The organism is Oricola thermophila (genome assembly GCF_013358405.1).
Classification (GTDB): Bacteria; Pseudomonadota; Alphaproteobacteria; order Rhizobiales; family Rhizobiaceae; genus Oricola; species Oricola thermophila.
In genome coordinates, this window is the sequence record NZ_CP054836.1 from 3,575,718 (window position 1) to 3,595,358 (window position 19,641).

Here is a 19,641-nt window from a genome sequence, read left to right on the forward strand (position 1 = left end):
AACAGGGGAAAAGACATGAAATTGCCGCTTGCCGGAATCCTGCCTGTCGCGCCGACGCCGTTCCACGACGACGGCCGCGTTGACGAAGACGGAATGCGCCGCGTCATCGACTGCATGATTGATCAGGGCGTTGACGCGATCTGCATTCTGGCCAACTATTCCGAGCAGTTCCTGCTTTCCGACGAGGAACGCGCGACCCTGATGCGGATCAGCCTCGAACACGCGGCCGGCCGCATCCCGGTCATCGTCACGATCAGCCATTTCTCGACCGATATCGTCGTCGGCCGGGCGAGGGACGCGGAGGCGATGGGCGCGTCGATGGTGATGATGATGCCGCCCTATCACGGCGCCGGGCTGCAGGCCGCGCCGCAGGGCATATACGAGCATTTCGAGGCGGTGAACCGGGCAATCCGGATACCGATCATGGTCCAGGACGCGCCGCTTTCGGGCGTGAACCTGCCGGTGGAGTTGCTCGCCCGCATGGCACGCGAACTGGAAAACGTGTCCTACTTCAAGATCGAGTGCCCCTTCGCCGCCGACAAGCTGGCGGCACTGACAGAAGCCGCGGGCGACCATATCGACGGGCCGTTCGATGGCGAGGAGGCGGTGACGCTTCTGGCGGATCTCGATGCCGGCGCGACGGGTACGATGACATCGGCGATGTTCCCGGAAAAGATCCGGCCCATCGTCACGGAATACCGGGCGGGCAATGTCGAGGCCGCGCTGGAACAGTGGAAGCTCTGCCTGCCGCTGATAAACCACGAGAACCGCCAGTGCGGCCTCCGGGCGGCCAAGACGGTCTTCATGGAAGGCGGCGTGATCGGTAGCGATTTCGTGCGCCATCCGCTGAAGCCGATGTCGGCGCGGACGCGCAACAGGTTGCTGGAACTGGCGCGCGATCTCGACGTGCTCGCGCTGAGATGGGGCAAGTAGAAACCGGAAAGGACGGCCGGCGTGACGATTACCAAGGCGGCAACACAGAAGCTTCCCGCCGAGTGCTGCGAACTCGGAGAAGGTCCGCACTACGAGGCGGACAGCGATACCGCATGGTGGTTCGACATTCTCGGCATGAAGCTGTTCGAGCACCGCTTTGCGGATGGCGAGACGACGGTGCATTCCCTGCCCCGCATGGCCTCGGTCGTCGCACGCATCGACGGTGAGCGACAGCTTCTGGCGATGGATGACGGGCTTTATCTGCGTTCGAAGGGCGACGGCGCGTTGTCGCTGCTTGCGCCGCTGGAAGCCGACAATCCGGCGACGCGATCGAACGATGGCCGCGTGCATCCCTCGGGCCGCCTGTGGATCGGCACGATGGGGAAGAAGGCGGAACCGCGGGCCGGCACGATCTACTGGTTTGACGGCACGGCGCCGCGCGCCCTGTTCCGCGGGATATCCATTCCCAACTCGATCTGCTTCTCGCCGGACGGGCGCACCGGCTATTTCGCGGACACCGCCGTCAACACGGTCTGGCGCGTGATGCTCGATCCCGCAACGGGCTTGCCGCTTGGCGAACCGGAGAGGTTCCTGTCGGAGGAAGACCTTCCGCTCGGCGGCAGTTTCGACGGCTCCGTGACGGACGCCGACGGCGTGCTCTGGAACGCGGCATGGGGCGGAGGATCGGTGTCCGGCTTCGCGCCCGACGGAAAGCTGGTGCGGACCTACGAGGTTCCGGCCTCGCAAACAAGCTGTGCCGCCTTCGTCGGTCGTGAACTCGACCGCATGCTGGTGACGACGGCTTGGGAGGGACTGGACGCGGGGGCACGTGCGGCAGATCCGGGCGCCGGTTTCACCTACGTGATTGAAGGCGGCTTCAAGGGACAAGCCGACACGGATTTTTTGCATGAAAGCTGATTTGAAACGACCGACACGAAGGACCTGACATGCTTACGGGAAAGCACCTGATCGCGGGCGAATGGGTAGCGGGCGAGGCGACGTTTTCGAGCGACCCGGCGCACGGGCAGGCGCACGTGTTCGCCGTCGGCACGCCGGCACATGTCGATGCCGCCGCGAGGGGAGCCGAGGACGCCTTCCGGACCTACGGCTATTCGGGCCGCGAGGAGCGCGCAGCCTTCCTCGAGATAATTGCCGACGAGATCGACGCGCGCGGCAAGGAAATCACAGCCATCGGCACCTCCGAGACCGGCCTTCCGGAAGCGCGGCTGGAAGGGGAGCGCGGGCGCACCACCGGGCAGTTGCGCATGTTCGCAGCCCATATCCGCAAGGGCGACTATCTCGACCGGCGCCACGATGCGGCCCTGCCGGAGCGTCAGCCCCTGCCGCGCCCGGACCTGCGCATGATCCAGCGCCCGGTCGGCCCGGTCGCCGTGTTCGGCGCTTCGAATTTCCCGCTCGCCTTCTCCACCGCCGGTGGAGACACTGCGGCTGCGCTTGCAGCGGGATGTCCCGTCGTGGTGAAAGGCCATCCGGCCCATCCCGGCACGGGCGAAATCGTTGCCCAGGCAATCGATGCGGCGATCAGGAAATGCGGGGTCCATCCGGGCGCATTCTCGCTGGTGCAGGGCGACGACATGGCGGCCGGGCAGGCCCTGGTTACGCATCCGCTGATCAAGGCGGTCGGCTTTACCGGTTCGCTCGCCGGCGGGCGGGCGCTGTTCGACCTGTGCGCGGCCAGGCCCGAACCGATCCCCTTCTACGGCGAGATGGGCTCGGTCAATCCGATGTTCCTGCTACCGGATGCCGTGCAGGCGCGCGGGGCCGACATCGCGAAGGGCTGGGCAGGGTCGCTGACCATGGGGGCCGGGCAATTCTGCACCAATCCCGGCATAGCCGTTGTCATCGACGGACCGGATGCAGATGCCTTTGCAACGGCGGCAACGGAGGCGCTCGCGCGGGTCGGCGCGCAGACCATGCTGACCGGCGGAATTGCCGAGGCATATCGGGCCGGACGCGAACGCGTGGCGCGAACGACCGGGGTGCAGGAACTGCTGACCTCGACCTGCGACCTGCGCAACGCCACGCCCTATCTCTATCGGGTCGCGGGCCGTGACTGGCTCGACAACCACATCCTCGGCGAGGAGGTGTTCGGGCCGCTCGGCATCTTGGTCACGGCCGCCGATTTCGACGAAATGCTGGCGATCGCGCATTCGCTGCAGGGGCAGCTGACCTGCACGCTGCACATGGACGAGGGCGACACGGAGCATGGCCGCAGGCTGATGCCGGTGCTGGAACGCAAGGCGGGCCGTATACTTGCCAACGGCTATCCGACCGGCGTCGAGGTTTGCGATGCCATGGTGCATGGCGGACCGTATCCGGCCACGACCAACTTCGGCGCAACCTCGGTCGGCACGCTTTCCATCCGCCGCTTCCTCCGGCCGGTCTGCTACCAGAACATGCCGGAAAGCCTGCTGCCCGACGATCTGAGGGAATAGGACACTCGGTCGAAGCCGGGTCAGGGGGGCGCAAGCATGCCGTGTGAACACCCGCCTCGCCCGCGATCGCGGATTCCCGCTGCGGCAGGAGAACCCGGATAAGCGAAAGCCCCCGCGCCTGCAAGCGCGGGGGCTGCTGGTTCATTCGGGCAAGACGTCTACTGAACCGCTGCCTCGAGCAAGGCATCCACCGATGCCTCGCACTTGGCGATCGCCGACTTGTAGTTGTCGAGGAAACCCTGGTTGGCGGGGTCCTGGCTGGTAAACCAGTCTTCCATGCCGCTTGCCGCCTCGCGGAAGGCCGCCTTCTGCTCGTTGGTCAGGCTGTGGATCGTGCCGCCCGCCTCGACGAATGCCTGGAAGGATTTCACGTCGTGGTATTTCGGATAGGCGCGGAGATACTGCTCGATGATCTCGAAACCCTCGACGACGATCTTGCGCAGGTCCTCGTCCATCGCCATGAACTTGTCGTTGTTGATGAACCAGGTTCCGCCCATGTAGGCATGCCCGTCGAGCGTGATGTGCTTGATGTGCTCGTGGAAGTTCATGACCACGATGTCGGTGATGCCGTTCTTGGTGCCCTCGACGACACCCGTGGCAAGCGAGGTGTAGACTTCCGGCCATGAAATGCCGGTGGGCGCACCACCCAGCTGGCGTACCAGTTCCTGCTGGATCTCCGCCGGGATCGTGCGCAGCTTCATGCCCTTGACATCCTCGGGTGTGAGGATGGGTGTTGTGGTGGTGGCGAAGTTGCGCCAGCCACCCGAGTTGGAAATCACCATCAGGCGGATATTGCCTGTCTGCTCGAGCATGCCGCGGCGCAGGCTGGACATGAATTCCTGATCGTCGAACACGCATTCGGCCACCTGGTCGTCGCGAAGCATGTAGGGAAGATCAAGGCCGGCGAATGCGGGCCACAGATTGCCCGGCTCGCCGAAATTCGACTGGTATATGTCCACGAGGCCGGCCTGCATGCCTTCAAAGCATTCGCGTCCTGATGCGCACAATGTTCCGCCGGTGTAGATTTCCACGTCTACCCGTCCGTTGGACTTGTTGAAGACGTGGTTACGAAAGGCCTGCATCGCCTGGTAGTTATAGTTGTCCTCACCCGTGGCAAGCGGGGTGACCAGTTTGAATTCCGGCTCCTGAGCGGATGCCGACGTCGAAAGGCCGATGGCAAGGGCCGATGCGGCGATTGCGGTTTTCAGGAATTTCATATTCTCCTCCTTCGGTTGTTCATGGCACCTTGGCGGCGCTCTTGTCGGATCATTGCCGGTCAGCCTGCGCTTCCGGAAAACAGTGTACCTCCATTCTCCCATAGCCACGGCAGGGTGAGGGTGAGGGCGGGGACGTAGGCCACCAGCATAATCACCACAATTTCGGCGAGCAGGAACGGGATGATGGCGCGCACGATGTCGGCAAAGCGGGCCCCCGAGATGGAGGTCGCCACGAACAGCACCAGCCCCATGGGCGGCGTGGCGAGGCCGACGGTGACGTTCAGGCACATCATGACCGCGAAATGCACCGGGTCCACGCCGTAGGTGGCGGCAGCGGGCGCGAGGATCGGCCCCAGGATGAGGATGGCCGGCCCGGCGTCGAGCACCATGCCGACGATGAAAAGGAACAGGTTCACCATCAGCAGGAAGACGACGACATTGTCGGAGACCGACAGCATCATGTCGGTGAGCTTGGCCGGCACGCCGGCAATGGCGACGATCTGGCTGAAGCCGCTCGCCACGCCCACCAGAAGCAGCACGACACCGGACTGGATCGCGGTGCGGCGCAGGATCTTCACGAAGGTCGCCAGGCCGAAACCGTCCTCGCCGACGAGGCCGAGGCGATGGCAGATCATCACGCAGATGTTGAAAAGAAGCGCATAGGCAACGGCCACGGCGGCCGCCTCGGTCGGCGTGAAATAGCCCGACAGGATGCCGCCCAGCAGGATGATCGGGGTGAGAAGCGGGAAGAAGGCGCGCAGCCCGGCGCGCCCGCGCTGGCGCCAGGGCATGCGCTCGTTGGCGACCGGAAAATCGAATCGCCGCGCCATGAAGGCCGTCACGATCATCAGCGAGCCGGCAAGCAGCAGGCCGGGAACGATGCCACCGAGGAACATGCGCGCCACGTCCACATTCATCACGAAGGCATAGAGCACCATCAACCCGGAGGGCGGGATGACCGGGCCGATCACCGAACTCGCCGCGGTGATGGCCGCCGCGAAGGAGCGGGAGTAGCCGTTCTTCTCCATGGCCGGAATGAGCATGGAACCGAGCGCCGAGGTGTCCGCGACGGCGGAACCGGAAAGACCGGCGAAAAGGACGCTGGCAGCGATGTTCACATGCGCCAGCCCGCCCCGGATGTGGCCAAGCATGGCGCGGGAGAAATCGACCAGCGCGCGCGTGACCATGCCGGAATTCATGATCTCGCCGGCAAGGATGAAGAAGGGCACGGCCATGATCGGAAAGGACGCGATGCCGGAATAGATCCGGTTCACCTGCATGCCCAGAAAGGCAATCCGGTCGATCTGCCAGAGCTGGAGTACCCCGGCGCCGAGCATGGCGAAGAAGACCGGCACGCCGATGGCCAGCAGGAGCAGGAAACCCCAGAATACGGCGAGCCCCTTGATCGCGGCGGCGAATCCACCCATGGCTCAGTCCTCCCTGCCCGGCCGAGCGGGCGTGTCGCCGATATCCGCCTCGGGTGTCCGCGCGCTTCCGTCGAGGTCGAAATTCCGGATTTCCTCGCGGCCGGTCGCGAGCGTCCGCAGCGAACGCAGCAGGTGCTCGGCGGAGACCAGCAGCAGACCGGTGAAGCCGACGGGCAGGATGACGTAGACATACTTGTTCTTCACGACCAGGTCGCCGGCAGCGTCGGCGCCGATGAGCGGCGTCACGAGATTGCGAAGGAGCCGGGTTGTCTGCGGAAGAAGGCTGTTGCCGCCGGAAAAGAAGCGCCAGCTGTAGTAGATCGCGCCGACCAGCAGCACTGCCTCAAAGAGATGGATCAGGAGGTTCGTGATCATGCGGGTGCGCGGGGACATGGCCTCCAGGGCCACGTCGATCCGGGTGAACTGGTGATGGCGGTAGGCCCAGGGGCCGATGAGGAAGGTCACCCAGACCATGGAGGCGAGCGCAACTTCCTCGGTCCAGCCGATGGGCGCGCGCATTTCCCGGCTCACCACCTGCAGGAGCACCGCCGCAGTCATCATCACCAGAAACAGGCAGGCCAGCCCGACGCCGAGCTCGGACACGGCGCGGTTGACGCGGGAAAGCAGGCTGATCAGCTGGCGCATGCGGCTGTTCCACTGTCCTTCGTGAGCGTGTGCCAGTTCGCGACCCGGCAACCGTCGAAGACCATGCGGCCTTCCGGCCCGGAGAACAAGGCATGTTCCTGCGTGCGCGGCCAGACCATGTGGGGGGCGAAATGTCGCGTGTCGTCGGGCGCATTCGCGTGTATCGCCCACCAGTGGGTGCCTGACGGTGCGCGGTCGACCATGTCCCGGAAAAAGGACGAGGCGGGCGTGCCCTCCGGCGTGAAGCCGATCAGGAAGCTGTCGAAGACCGGATCGCCCCCTGCCCGTGCCTGTGCGGCAAGCTCCCGGTAGAGACCGATATCCGGGTCCGCGATGCGCACCGCGTCGAACAGCGCGGAGGTGTCGCGGCAGAACGGGATCCTCAGTCCGTAGCGTTCGGCCAGCCGCCACAATCCTTCCATGAAAGGCGTCAGGAACGCCGTTCCCATGTGGGCGTCGAGATGGGTCGGCTTCAGCCCGTCCTCGAGCGCCCGCAGGATCTGCGCTTCCATCTCGTCCTCCACGGCCCGCGGGTCGCCATGGGCGAGCACGTCCTGCGGGCGCCGGTGGAAAAAGCCCTCGGAATCGCACAATCCACCCTTTCCGCCCGCAAGCGGCCGCCAGCGATAGCGGTCCCATTCCGAGGTCAGCGTCACGTGGATGCCCAGGTCCTGATCTGGGGCCTCAAGGTAATCCTCGACCGCCATGCGATAGTAGGGACAGGGCACCATGACCGATGCGCTGGTGACGGTGCCCGCCGCGCGCAACGCCTTCCAGGCGACAACGGAACCGGCCGTGGCGCCGACGTCATCGAGATGCAGGAGGAAGGTCGTGGATTCCATCGGCTTATCTCAGCTCCGGCTCGGGGCGCGCAAGGACCTCGCGCGTCGCGTCCACGGTGAAATCGCCATGCCGCTGCACCAACGACGCCGGAAAATCGGCCGTTTGCGGTCCAAGCAGCATCCGCCGTATTGCCGCCCCCTGCCAGGGACGGTTCATCCAGACGCGCAGCTTTCCGGCGGCAAGAATCTCCTTCATGCCCACAGTGACCGCCATGCGCGGAATGCGCAGGAGGTTGCCGCGCGCCGCCGTCACCGAATTGATCAGCCGAGTCTGCTCGCTGAGCCGGACGACCCGCGTGGGAAGCGCGGCGATGAAATCGGGGTCGGTGCATCCCGTGACGGGATCGTTGAAGGCGAGGTGGCCGGTTATGCCGACGCCGGCATAGGAAAAGTCGACGCCCTGCCGTCGCACGATCCGCGGAATCTCGTCGAGGGCGAGCGGGTCGGGTACCACCAGCCGCGGCCGGAAGTCCGGCGGCAGAAGCGCCACCAGGTTGCGCTGAATGTGGCTACGGAAGCTGAGCGGATCGCTCTCGTCGATCCAGCGATTGTCGACGGTGAGGTACTCGTCCATCACGATCAGCGTGACGCGGTCGAGGGACATCCGCTCGTCAATGCAGCGTTTCGCCAGAAGCTGGTACTGCCCGACGGGGCCGACGGGAACGATGAGCGTGCAGCGGCCCCTGGAGGCGAGGCAGCCGGCAATGTCCTCGAACAGCCGGTCGGCCATGGCCCGCGTCAACGCGGCCGCATCCTCGTGCACGGAAAGACGCGGACCGGCCGCCGACAGCAGTTCCTCCTCCGTCGCGCGGAGTGCGGCTACCGTTGCGGCATCGGTGCCCTCATAGCTATCCAACGCGCTCTCCTCCTCCTCGCGTGGTGATATTCCTATAACTCTTATATATGAATTTCGTCAATCTCGCGGCGTTGCGGAAAGTCATGCATTCAACGCAGTTCGCTGATGTAGTGGAACCGGTCGGTCCTGCATCGGGTTCGGCGCAGTTCGATCGCCGAACCGTCGAGTGCCACCGCCAGCCGTTCGATCTGCAACAGGGGCGCGCCCTCGGCGCAGCCCAGGATCTCGGCGTCCGGGGCCTCGGCGCGGACGGCGCGCAGCCTTTCGCGAGCATTGGCGACGGTCACGGAGAACTGGCGTTCGTAAAGCTCGTAGATGTTGTTCGGCAGCGGTACCTTCGTGTCCAGTTGCGGGAACCTGTCGGCCGGAAGCACGATGTCCTCGACCAGCGCAACCTGTCCGTTCAGGGCGCGGTGGCGAAGGATGACCCAGATATCGGCATCCTTGCCCAGTTCGAGTGCCTCCCTTTCGGTCTCGCTCGCCGGGCGCATGGATACCTGGCAGTACACCGTTTCGGGCGGGATTCGGCCGTTCTCGTCGCTGACGATCTTGAAAAACTGGAACAGGGTGCGACGCTGGTCGTGCTCGGCGACAAAGGTTCCGCGTCCCTGGTGCCGGACGATCACCCCGTCCGAGGCCAGAGCGTCGAGCGCCTTGCGCAGGGTTCCCTGCGATACACCCATCTGGGATGCAAGCTGCTGCTCGGAGGGCAGTGCCATTCCGGGCTGCCACGTGCCGGCTATGATCCTGTCCAGCAAATCCTGGCGGACCTGAAGGTAAAGCGGCGTGTAGCCGAGCCGGGCACCGGCAGTCGCTTTCGTGCGAAGGGGTGACGCCTTGGCGTCGTTGCCATCGGGCATGCGGGCCTCTGCCAGTCCTCCATAACAGTCGAGTGTCTATAGCGCGGCGAAGGGAAACTGCCAACGGGGCACCGCCGCATCCCGGGCTCGCCGGGCAGGTCTTGTAAAAGACCGGCTATTCTTATATAGGAATTTTTCATCCGAATCCTTTTCGGATGCAATCTTGTATAAGAGATGCGGATGGCGCGCGTACTCACTCTCGGCATGGCCGTTCTGGACCACGTGTTTCACCTCGACGCGTTTCCGCGTGCCGGTGAAAAGTATCGCGCGCATGCCTACCGCACCCAGATCGGCGGCCCGGCGACAATGGCCGCGCTCGCGGTCAGGAGGCTGGGAGGTTCCGCCAGCCTGTGCACCCGGCTGGGAGACGATGCCAATTCCCAGACAATCATGGCCGAGCTGGAGCGCGAAGGGGTGGACTGGTCCCCGTCCGTCATCGTCCCGGGGGCGGTTGCGCCGGTATCCTCCGTCTATGTTGACGAGGACGGTGAGCGCCAGATCGTGAATTTCCGTGGCGAGGGGCTGGCCGTCTCGGCGGACATGCTCAGCGATCGCCAGCTCGACGGGGTCGATGCGGTCCTCGTCGATCCGCGGTGGCCCGAGGGGGCGGAGAAACTGATCTCGCTTGCCCGCGACCGGGACATTCCCTGCGTGGTCGATGCAGAGAACGACCTCGAGGCCCTTGAAGGCGCCATGGCGAAAGCCACCCATATCGCCTTTTCGACGCAGGGCCTGAAGAGCTTCTCGGGCGAGGAGGACGTGGTTTCCGGGCTCAAATATTGCGCCGGCCGATATTCCGCCTGGGCGGGCGTGACCCATGGCGAGAAGGGCGTGATCTATCTCGACCAGGGTGCCGTTGCCCATGTCGCGGCCTTCGCCGTGCTGGCGGTGGACACACTGGGTGCCGGCGATGTCTGGCACGGCGCCTTCGCGCTGGGCCTCGGCGAGGGGCGCTCGGTTTTCCAGGCCGTGCGTTTCGCCAATGCAGCCGCGGCACTGAAATGCAGGAACGGTACCGGTCCGGAGGCATTGCCGGGACGGGAGGAAACGATGGCGCTGATGTCCGGCGAGGGAGTTCTCGAATGAACGGGGCCGAAGCGAGCGAGAAAAGGAGAGCCGGATGAGCCTTTCTGCCGGAAAACTGTGGGGCATGCGGCGCATGGCGGATGCAGGCGGGCGCTTCAAGATGACGGCCGTCGACCAGCGGCCGCCCATCAAGGCCCCGATCGCCAGGGCGCGCGGCACGACCGAAGCACCCTGGGACGACGTGGCGCGTTTCAAGCGTCTGCTGGTGGAAACGCTGCAGGCCGAATCCACGGCGATGCTGCTCGATCCGCATTACGCCTACCCGGGCGCGGTGGACATTCTCGATCCGCGCAAGGGACTGATCCTGACGCTCGAGGACTCGGTGTTCGAGGAAACGCCGGAGGGGCGCCTTTCGTCCGAGATCGACGACTGGTCCGTCGAAAAGATCAAGCGCGCCGGCGGCGACGCCGTGAAGGTGCTGGCCTGGTACCGTCCCGATGCCGCGCCGGCCATATGCAGGGCGCAGCAGGACTTCACGAAGCGCGTCGGCGAGGCCTGCGCCCGTTTCGACATCCCGTTTCTTTTCGAGCTGCTGGTCTACCCGCTTGCCTCCGACAACGAGCAGACGCGCGACTATGTCGAGATGCGCACCAAGCGCGCGGACCATGTCCTGGCGAGCGTCGAGGAATTCGCCGGTCCGGACTACGGCATCGACGTGTTCAAGCTGGAAAGCCCGGTTGCCGCCGGCGACCTGGGGAATGGCACTGCGAACGTCCAGGCGCTGTTCGACGAGATGGGGCGGCTGGCCGGCCGGCCCTGGGTGATGCTGTCGGCGGGCGCGGGAAAGGACGAGTTCCGGACCATCCTGCGCCACGCCTATGCTGCGGGGGCTTCCGGCTATCTCGCGGGCCGAGCCATCTGGCTGGATGCCTTCGGGGCATTTCCCGACTGGGAGCGCATCGAGGCGGGGCTGCGTGGCGAGTCGACTGCCTACATGCAGGAGATCAACCGGCTGACCGACGAGGCGGCGACACCCTGGTTCGAGCATCCCCGCCATCGCTGCAAGGCCGGCATCGCGCCTGCCGACGGCGGTTTCCGCAAGGCATATGCGGGTTTCGGCCATGGCTGAAGTCCATCGTCTCTTCGTCCTGGGACGTCCCACCTTCGACGTCGACCATGCCCGGGCCTGCAGCCCGGCGGCGATCTCGCTGTTGCGTGACAGCGGCGTGCAGTTCACCGGCGATGGCGACATGCTGTTCGACAACGCGCAGGTGGCCGCGGCCATAGAGGCCAGCGCGGGCGATGCGGCCGACGGCGTGATCGTCATCCAGTCGACCTTCACCGATGCCGAAGCGATCTGCATGATCGCCGAACGGTTCGGCGGTCCGCTTCGCATCTGGGCGCTGCCGGAACCGCGGACCGGCGGGCGCCTGCGCCTCAACGCCTTCTGCGGCCTCAACCTCGCGGCCCACGCACTCGGCCTGCGAAACAGGGAATTCGTTCCGCTCTACGCTGCGCCGGAGCGGCCGGGGACGGCGGAGCGGGTGAAGGCATGGCTGAAGGCCTCGCCGCTTCCCGCGCCCGTCACGCGCGAACCCCGCGAGACGGCGTCGCAGGCCGGAGAGGCGGCGCTTCGCGCGCTGCGCGGTATGCGGATCGGGCGCATCGGCGAGCATCCGGCCGGATTCGACACCTGCGCATACAGCGACGAGGGGCTGGACGCGCTCGCCCGGGTTCGCGTCGAGACGATCGGGCTGGACCGGCTGTTCGACGCGGCAAGGGCCGTTCCGGAAGACGAGGTCGGGCAGGTCCGCGCGGATCTCGCCGATGTCGCCGGGATCGCCGATGTCGACCAGGCGGAGCTCGACCGCTCGCTGCGCCTGCGCGGCGCGCTCGACCGGCTGAAGGCCGAGGGGCGCTACGACGCCTTCGCCATCCGCTGCTGGCCGGAGACCTTCACCGAGTATGGCGGCGCCGTTTGCGGGCCGGTGGCGATGATGGGCGAGAAGCGGACGCCCTGCGCCTGCGAGGCCGATGTCCACGGCGCGATCAGCGCCTACATGCTCCAGGCGATCGCGGGCGAGCCGGCCTTTCTTGCCGATATCGTCGACATCGATGCCGACGACGATACCGCTGTATTGTGGCATTGCGGCCAGGCACCGCGATCGATGGCGCGGCGCGCGGAACCGGTCGCGGCCACGATCCACTCGAACCGGAAAATGCCGCTGCTGTTCCAGTTCGCGCTGAAGCCGGGGCGGGTGACGCTCGCCCGCATCAGCCAGGCCGGCGGGCGGCTGACGATGGCCGTCGCCACCGGGGAGATGCTGGACGCGCCGCCCTCCTTCGGCGGCACCTCGGGCGTGTTGCGCCTCGACGTGCCGGCAGCCGCCTTTCTCGAAAACATGCTGGGCGCCACGCTCGAGCACCATGTCGCGCTCGCCTACGGCGACCACCGCGATGCGCTCGAACACGTGGCGCGCGAGCTCCGTCTTCCCGTTCTGGATCTCACGCCATGACAGTCAAATACGCAATCATCGGCTCCGGCATGATGGGCCAGGAGCATATCCGCAATATCGGGCTCGTGGAGGGCGCGCGGATCACGGCGGTCGCCGAGCCGGACGCGGCCATGCGTGCCGCGGCGGCGGCGCTGGTGCCGGGCGATGTCGCATTTTGCGAGGACTACCGCGAGCTGCTGAAACGCGCGGACGCGGACGCGTTCGTGGTGGCCTCGCCCAACCACACCCATGCCGAGATCCTCGACCGGCTGATCGAGGACGGGCGGCCGGTCCTCGTCGAGAAGCCGGTGGTGAAGGACCGGGAGGAGGCGCGCCGCATCGCCGACAAGGCGGCCGGCCGCGACGCGCCGATCTGGGTGGCGATGGAATATCGCTACATGCCCGGCGTCACCCGCCTGCTGGCGGACCTGAAGGCCGGGCGCGCGGGGCGCGTTCACATGGTCTCGATCACGGAGCGGCGCTTTCCCTTCCTGCCGAAGGTGGGCAACTGGAACCGGTTCAACGCCTCGTCGGGCGGAACGCTGGTGGAGAAATGCTGCCACTTCTTCGACCTGATGCGGCTGATGACCGGGGCGGAGCCGGCCAGGATCCACGCCATCGGCGGGCAGGCCATCAACCATCTCGACGAATCCTATGACGGACGGGTGCCCGACGTGCTCGACCACAGCTTCGTCACCATCGAGTTCTCGAACGGCGTCGCCGCGATGCTCGAACTGTGCATGTTCGCCGAGGGGTCGCATTTCCAGGAGCGGGTCAGCGCGATCGGCGCCGAGGCGCTGCTGGAGGCGCGGGTGCCGGGGCCGGGCCGCTTCGAGCCGGACGGGCAGTGCAAGCATGCCGAATACGCGATCGCGGACCGCGCTTCGCGCAGGGAAACGGTCGAGGTGATGGAGGTCGACCCCGAGATACTGGCGCGCGGCGACCATCACGGCTCGACCTACTACCAGCATCTCGGCTTCAACCGGATGGTCCGCGAGGGCGGCGCGCCGGAGGTGAGCCTCGAGGACGGGCTGAAGGCCGTCGCCATGGGGCTGGCGGCGCAGCGCTCGATCGCCGAGCGCCAGCCGGTCGATCTCGATGCGACCAACTACCCGGCGTGACGCGATCGCGGCCGGGCCGGCAGGTTGCATGAAAACGCGTCGCGGATACTGCACCGCGACCGTGGCCCGTTTCCCGAACGAAACAACGCCGTGTCGAAATCCGGATCGCGTCATGTAAAGGCCGGGACCGCGAATCCGGGCGCGATTCGAACATTCCGGCTCAGCTTGCCGGTCCGCGCGACAGCGGGCGAATAAACCCGAATTCTTCTTTCAAATTTTTTGAAACTTGATTCCGCAAGCGCTTTGGACCAAGCTTTTTATTCGAGGGAGGAGAGCCTCGAGGATGTGCGGCTCGCAGGTTTGCGACCGACCAACGCCTTCGGCGCACCGCCCCTGAACGGAGCGTGCCCAGGGCCTTGACGGTCGTCGCTCCATGCAGCGTTCCGCGGGTTCAGGATCGCAATGTCCCGGAATTCTCGCCCGGGCCCGCCGAAAGCGGAGCCATGTCCGAGAGGATCGTGTTCCCCGGCTCATTCCAACGGGAGGAAAGCGAATGCGCATCATTGCCAAACTGACCGGGACCATGCTGCTCTCAGCCAGCATGGTCACGCTCGCCCAGGCCGACACGATCCGGTTCTGGACGACGGAAGAGCAGCCTGAACGGTTGGCGGTCCAGGAAAAGATCGCCGCGGCCTTCAAGGAGAAGACCGGCCACGATGTCGAGGTGATCCCGGTGACGGAAAGCGACCTGGGAACGCGCGCGACCGCGGCCTTTGCAGCCGGCGACCTGCCGGACGTGATCTACCTGACCCTGCAATATGTGCTGCCATGGGCCGAGGCGGGAATCCTCGACGTGGAGACCAACGGCGACATCGTCGAGGAACTCGGCGTCGACACGTTCCAGGCCGGCGCGGTCTCGATGGCCGATTTCGACGGCCTGACGGCGGCGGTTCCCGTCGACGGCTGGACGCAGATGATCGTCTACCGCAAGGACCTGTTCGACGCGGCCGGCCTTGCGGCGCCCGATTCCTACGCGAACATCACCGCGGCAATCGAGAAGCTGCACAATCCGCCGGAAATTTACGGTTTCGTCGCGGCGACCAAGGTCGACGAGAACTTCATGAGCCAGGTGCTCGAGCACGTCTTTCTCGCCAACGGGGTCTCGCCGGTCGACAGTGACGGCTTCGCACCGCTGGACGAGGCGAAGACGACGGAGGTGCTGGAATTCTACAAGGCGCTGGCCGAAGCGTCGCCGCCCGGCGACCTGTTCTGGCAGCAGTCGCGCGAGCTCTACTTCTCCGGCAATGCCGCGATGATCATCTGGTCGCCCTTCATTCTCGACGAACTGGCCGGGCTTCGCGATTCCGCGCCGCCTACCATCAATGACGATCCGACATCGGCGGAACTGGCGTCGAAGACCGACGTGGTCACGACCTTCTCCGGTCCGTCCAACCCGGACGGGGCCGCGTGGGCGGACGTGCGCTACCTTGGCGTCACGTCGGATGCGAATACGGACGTCGCCGCCGAGTTCGTGAAGTTCTCCATGGACGAGGGCTATCTCGACACGCTGTCGATGGCGCCGGAAGGCAAGTTCCCGGTCCGCACCGGCACGGCTGACGAGCCGAACAAGTTCGTCGAGGGCTGGTCGCAACTGCCGGTGGGCGTCGACCGCAAGGCGCCGCTGTCTGAACTCTATCCGGCGGAGACCGTGTCGCGGATCACCACCGGCCTGGAGACGGCGGACCGCTGGGGCGTGAAGGAAGGCCAGCTCTCCCTTGCCTCCAAGATCATCAACAGCCAGATCATCAACCGGGTCGTTCGCCAGTATATCGACGGGGAAATCGACGCGGCGACGGCCGTGGCCATGATGAACGAACAACTCGCGGCAGTGGACTGACCTCCCGACGCAAATGCGGGCGGCCCCGGCCGCCCGTCCGTTCCGCCGGCACCGAACACCAATCCCGGTCCAGTCCATGAACCAAGCCGTCGAACGCACCGCAGGCACCGCCAAGCCGCCTGCCGGCCCGCCGAAAGCCATCGGCCCGCTGGCCCGGCGCGAGCGGAATCTCGCCTATTCCATGTTGCTGCCGACCTTCGCAATCGTGATGGCGGTGGTGCTGGCGCCGCTGCTGGCCAATTTCTGGATCTCGTTCAAGCCGGTCGGGCTGGGAGACCTGCGCGCCGCCACGCTGTTCGTCAACGAGCGGATGAGGGGCGACCTGGAGGCGCCCGGCGACACGGCGACACTGGAATACCGGCTGCGCAATTCGTCCCAGGACAAGCCGCTGCGCGACGTCAGCTTCACGGACACGCTGCCGGAAGGCCTGAGCGTGACAGGCGATACGGACCCGCGCTGCAGCCTGGAGGGCCGCGAATTGCGCTGCGTCCTCGGCGAGGTCGAAGCCCGGTTCCGCGATACGATCCGCATCGAGGTGACGGTGGAGCAGGCCTATATCGACAATCCGGTTGCCGTGCGCGCCAGCGAGGCGATCCCGCAAGTCACCTCGGACAACGTGCTCACGAATTTCGAGTTCACGCTCGAGAATTTCGACAAGGTCTTCTCGGCATCCGAATTCTGGCACGTGATGCGCGTGACGGTCTACTACACCGTCTTCGCGACGCTGGGCGCGATCATCCTCGGCCTGTTCGCCGCGCAGATCCTAAACACCGCCTTTGCCGGGCGGACGGCGCTTCGGGGCCTGTTCCTGTTTCCCTATGTCGCGCCGGTGATCGCCGTCGCCTTTACCTGGGTGCTGCTGCTCGACCCGTTCTCGGGCGCCTTCAACGCGATCCTGCGCCAGATCGGCGCGATCGAGCAGCCGATCAACTTCCTCGGCCAGCGTGCTGTCCCGGTCGATTTCTTCGGTCTCAGGTTCAACTTTCCCGTCGCGCTGACCACGATCATCATGATCGAGGCGTGGCGCAGCTTCCCTCTGTCCTTCCTGTTCATCCTGGCGCGAATGCAGTCGATTTCCGCTGACCTGTACGAAGCGGCCGAGATGGATGGCGCCTCGCCGCTGCAACAGTTCTGGTACATCTCGCTGCCGCAGCTGGTCGGGATCCTGGCGATCCTGTTCCTGCTGCGCTTCATCTGGAGCTTCAACAATTTCGACGACATCTTCCTGCTGACCGGCGGCGCAGCGGGCACGCGCACGCTGACGGTGAACGTCTACGAGCAGGCCTTCGCCATCTCCAACCTGGGCGCCGGCGCGGCGGTGGCCGTGGTGGTGTTCCTGGTGCTGCTGTGCTTCTCGATCGTCATCTTCAAATATTCGCCGCGGGACGAGGGCTGACGGATGCGACCGGGCGCGGGAACATTGCTGGGGATTGCGGTCGGCGCCGTATGGGGCACCGTCTGGATGATGCTGATCGCGGTCGTCTTCATGCTCGTGTCGGGCGCGATCACGGCACCGCCGGCGGGCGCGGCGATGCTCGCGGGCGCGGTCTGCGGCGGACTGATCTCGGCATTTCCGCCGGCCGCCCGCACGCCGGGATTGAAGATCGCGGCCATCGGATCGGTCATCATCGTTCTCGGCATGGCGACCCTGGGCAGACCGCTGGGACTGCCGGTCTCGACAGCGCCGGCCGCGCAGACGGTCGCGATCGCCGCCTTCGTGCTGATGACCTGGTTCGCCATCGACCGGTGCATGCGCGGCGCGCCGTCCGGCCGGCCGACCCGCTACCAGTTCGAAACGATCCTGATCCGTCTCGCCAAGGGTCTCGGCCTGGTCTTCTTCACGACAATGGTCGCCCTGCCATTCTACGTGATGGTCATGACGAGCCTGAAGAACCAGGCGGAGCTGATCGCCAATCCGCTGGACTTCTCGCTCGACCTCGCGCAGGGACCGGCGGGACTGTTCCGCTCCTATATCGAACTGTTCACCACCTACCACTTCGGCACCTTCCTGCTGAACACGGCCATCGTCTCCGTCGGCACCGTGATCATCACGCTGAGCTTCGCCGTACCCGGCGCCTACGCGGTCGCGCGGCTGCGGTTCCCCGGACAGGCGTTCCTGTCGCGGTCCATCCTGCTCATCTACATGGTGCCGAGCATCGTGCTGGTGATCCCGCTCTACTCGGTTTTCTCGCAGCTCGGGCTGCGCAACTCGCTGCTCGGCCTGTTGATCGTCTATCCCGCCACCACGATTCCCGTGGCGCTCTACATGCTGCAGGGCCATTTCCGCGGCATCCCGTCGGAACTGGAGGAGGCCGGGCTGATGGACGGGCTGACGCGCGCCGGCGTGATCGCCAAGATCACCATGCCGCTGGCGCTTCCGGCGCTGGCCTCGGTCGCGCTCTACGTCTTCATGATCGCCTGGAACGAGTTCCTGTTCGCCTTCATGTTCCTCGACAATCTCGACATGTTCACGCTGTCCCGCGGCGTGGTTTCCCTCAATTCGTCCGAAGTGCCGCGCCAGCACCTCATGGCCGGCGCGGTCATCGCCACCGTGCCAGTCCTGGTGCTCTTCCTTTGGTTCGAACGCTTCCTGGTTTCAGGCCTGACGGCTGGCGGCGTGAAAGGCTGACTGCATGACCAACGACCTGGAAAACCGCGCAATCGCAATACTGAAGGCGAACGACCGCGGGGGCTATACCGTGCCGACCGCGGGCCTCTATCCCTACCAGTGGAACTGGGACTCCGCCTTTGCCGCGCTCGGCTTCGCGACATTCGACCGCGACCGCGCCTGGCGCGAGATCGAGACCCTCTTCGACGGACAGTGGGAGGACGGCATGGTTCCCCACATCATCTTCCGGAAGAACGATCCGGGCTATTTTCCCGGTCCCGACATCTGGGGTTCGCGCACGGAGCCGCCGACCTCCGGTCACTCGCAGCCGCCCGTCGTCGCCTCGGTGGCACGCTGGCTGGTCGAGACCGGCGGGCGCGAGGACGAGCGCCGCGCGCACGAGATGTTCCCCAAGCTAATGGCCTGGCACGAATGGTGGCACTGCTACCGCGATCCAGACGAGACCGGACTGGTCGGAATCGTGCATCCTTGGGAATCCGGGCGCGACAATTGCCCGGACTGGGATATCGGGATGAACAACATCGTCGTTCCTGACGATCTCGGCACCTATCACCGCCGCGACACCGACTGGGTGGACCCGTCCGAGCGGCCGACGCAGGAGACCTACGATCGATACCTCACCATCGTGAAATTCGGCCGCGAATGCGGCTGGGACCACGACATCGTGGTGCGCGAGGGACCGTTCTTCATGGCCGATCCCTGCGTGCAGTTCGTATTGATGCGTGCCGATCGCGACCTCATGGCGCTGGCCGAACGGTTCGACGATGCGCGTGCACGTGGCCGGATCGCGGACTGGGTGGCCCGCGACGAGGCCGGAGCGCAGGCAATGTGGAGCGACGAGGCGTGCGGGTTCGTCGCCACCGACCTTCGCACCGGAAGCAAGTCGCCGGCCATCACCAACGCTTCCATGCTGGCCTTCTACGGTGGCGCGGGAACGGAGGAGCAACGCGCGGAAATGGTCCGCCATGCACGCGAGATCCTCGACGGCTGCCGCTACGTGTTCCCGAGCTGGGACCCGCGCCACGAGGGTTTCGAGCAGCGGCGCTACTGGCGGGGGCCGGTCTGGTCGGTGATGAACTGGATGATGGCAGCCGGATTCGAACGTCACGGCCTTGCCGACCTGGCCATGCGCGTGCGCCGCGACACGCTGGCGATGGTCCGCCAGTCCGGCTTCTTCGAATATTTCGATCCGCTGACCGGCGAGGGGCTGGGCGGTCCCAACTTCACTTGGACCGCCGCCATCCACCTTGCACTGGTCAGCGAACACGGTGCGGCCGAGGTGGCCTGAAAGGAAGAC

17 protein-coding genes are annotated in these 19,641 nt (G+C 65.7%); 11 read left to right on the forward strand and 6 right to left on the reverse strand.

Going from position 1 to position 19,641, the window contains the following annotated elements:
* Window positions 1–15: 15 nt before the first annotated feature.
* Genes HTY61_RS17225 through HTY61_RS17235 form a run of 3 tightly spaced genes read left to right on the forward strand, consistent with a single transcriptional unit; the run spans window position 16 to window position 3,389 of the window.
* A complete protein-coding gene (locus HTY61_RS17225) occupies window positions 16–933 on the forward strand; it encodes a dihydrodipicolinate synthase family protein (RefSeq protein WP_175277954.1) in 918 nt (305 codons plus the stop codon).
* Window positions 934–960: 27 nt separating this feature from the next.
* Window positions 961–1,851 (forward strand): SMP-30/gluconolactonase/LRE family protein, encoded by an 891-nt coding sequence (locus HTY61_RS17230; protein WP_175278621.1) that lies wholly within the window; start codon window positions 961–963, stop codon window positions 1,849–1,851.
* A gap of 29 nt (window positions 1,852–1,880) precedes the next feature.
* On the forward strand, window positions 1,881–3,389 hold the full coding sequence (locus tag HTY61_RS17235; RefSeq protein WP_175277955.1) for an aldehyde dehydrogenase (NADP(+)): 1,509 nt from the start codon (window positions 1,881–1,883) through the stop codon (window positions 3,387–3,389).
* 158 nt (window positions 3,390–3,547) lie between these two features.
* On the opposite strand, the gene dctP is transcribed toward HTY61_RS17235, so the two are convergent.
* From dctP to HTY61_RS17265, 6 genes are all read right to left on the reverse strand, one after another.
* Window positions 3,548–4,606: a TRAP transporter substrate-binding protein DctP gene (gene dctP, locus HTY61_RS17240; RefSeq protein ID WP_175277956.1), complete on the reverse strand. Its 1,059-nt coding sequence runs from the start codon at window positions 4,604–4,606 to the stop codon at window positions 3,548–3,550.
* A gap of 59 nt (window positions 4,607–4,665) precedes the next feature.
* A complete protein-coding gene (locus HTY61_RS17245) occupies window positions 4,666–6,033 on the reverse strand; it encodes a TRAP transporter large permease (protein ID WP_175277957.1) in 1,368 nt (455 codons plus the stop codon).
* Between the two features lie 3 nt (window positions 6,034–6,036).
* The gene (locus tag HTY61_RS17250) at window positions 6,037–6,678 is read right to left on the reverse strand and encodes a TRAP transporter small permease (protein WP_175277958.1); all 642 of its coding nucleotides are present in this window, start codon (window positions 6,676–6,678) and stop codon (window positions 6,037–6,039) included.
* Entirely contained in the window at window positions 6,666–7,520 is an 855-nt protein-coding gene (locus tag HTY61_RS17255; RefSeq protein ID WP_175277959.1) for a ChbG/HpnK family deacetylase, read from the reverse strand. The genes HTY61_RS17250 and HTY61_RS17255 overlap by 13 nt, the downstream gene beginning before the upstream one ends.
* Window positions 7,521–7,524: 4 nt before the next feature.
* Window positions 7,525–8,376 (reverse strand): sugar phosphate isomerase family, encoded by an 852-nt coding sequence (locus HTY61_RS17260; RefSeq protein ID WP_175277960.1) that lies wholly within the window; start codon window positions 8,374–8,376, stop codon window positions 7,525–7,527.
* Window positions 8,377–8,465: 89 nt separating this feature from the next.
* Window positions 8,466–9,236 carry a GntR family transcriptional regulator gene (locus HTY61_RS17265; protein ID WP_175277961.1) on the reverse strand — a complete coding sequence of 257 codons (771 nt, stop codon included), beginning with the start codon at window positions 9,234–9,236 and terminating at the stop codon, window positions 8,466–8,468.
* 180 nt (window positions 9,237–9,416) lie between these two features.
* On the opposite strand from HTY61_RS17265, the gene HTY61_RS17270 reads away from it, so the two are divergent.
* From HTY61_RS17270 to HTY61_RS17305, 8 genes are all read left to right on the forward strand, one after another.
* Window positions 9,417–10,322 (forward strand): PfkB family carbohydrate kinase, encoded by a 906-nt coding sequence (locus tag HTY61_RS17270; protein ID WP_175277962.1) that lies wholly within the window; start codon window positions 9,417–9,419, stop codon window positions 10,320–10,322.
* A 34-nt stretch (window positions 10,323–10,356) separates the two neighbouring features.
* Window positions 10,357–11,391, forward strand: a complete 1,035-nt coding sequence (locus HTY61_RS17275; RefSeq protein WP_175277963.1) for a tagatose 1,6-diphosphate aldolase — start codon at window positions 10,357–10,359, stop codon at window positions 11,389–11,391.
* Complete coding sequence (locus HTY61_RS17280; protein WP_175277964.1) at window positions 11,384–12,778, forward strand: L-fucose/L-arabinose isomerase family protein; 1,395 nt, start codon at window positions 11,384–11,386, stop codon at window positions 12,776–12,778. The genes HTY61_RS17275 and HTY61_RS17280 overlap by 8 nt, the downstream gene beginning before the upstream one ends.
* Complete coding sequence (locus HTY61_RS17285) at window positions 12,775–13,878, forward strand: Gfo/Idh/MocA family protein (RefSeq protein ID WP_175277965.1); 1,104 nt, start codon at window positions 12,775–12,777, stop codon at window positions 13,876–13,878. The genes HTY61_RS17280 and HTY61_RS17285 overlap by 4 nt, the downstream gene beginning before the upstream one ends.
* Before the next feature lie 493 nt (window positions 13,879–14,371).
* A complete protein-coding gene (locus HTY61_RS17290) occupies window positions 14,372–15,715 on the forward strand; it encodes an ABC transporter substrate-binding protein (protein ID WP_175277966.1) in 1,344 nt (447 codons plus the stop codon).
* Between the two features lie 76 nt (window positions 15,716–15,791).
* A complete protein-coding gene (locus HTY61_RS17295) occupies window positions 15,792–17,111 on the forward strand; it encodes a carbohydrate ABC transporter permease (RefSeq protein ID WP_175277967.1) in 1,320 nt (439 codons plus the stop codon).
* 24 nt (window positions 17,112–17,135) lie between these two features.
* The gene (locus HTY61_RS17300) at window positions 17,136–18,344 is read left to right on the forward strand and encodes a carbohydrate ABC transporter permease (protein WP_246272846.1); all 1,209 of its coding nucleotides are present in this window, start codon (window positions 17,136–17,138) and stop codon (window positions 18,342–18,344) included.
* A gap of 4 nt (window positions 18,345–18,348) precedes the next feature.
* On the forward strand, window positions 18,349–19,632 hold the full coding sequence (locus HTY61_RS17305) for an MGH1-like glycoside hydrolase domain-containing protein (protein ID WP_175277969.1): 1,284 nt from the start codon (window positions 18,349–18,351) through the stop codon (window positions 19,630–19,632).
* Window positions 19,633–19,641 lie beyond the last annotated feature (9 nt).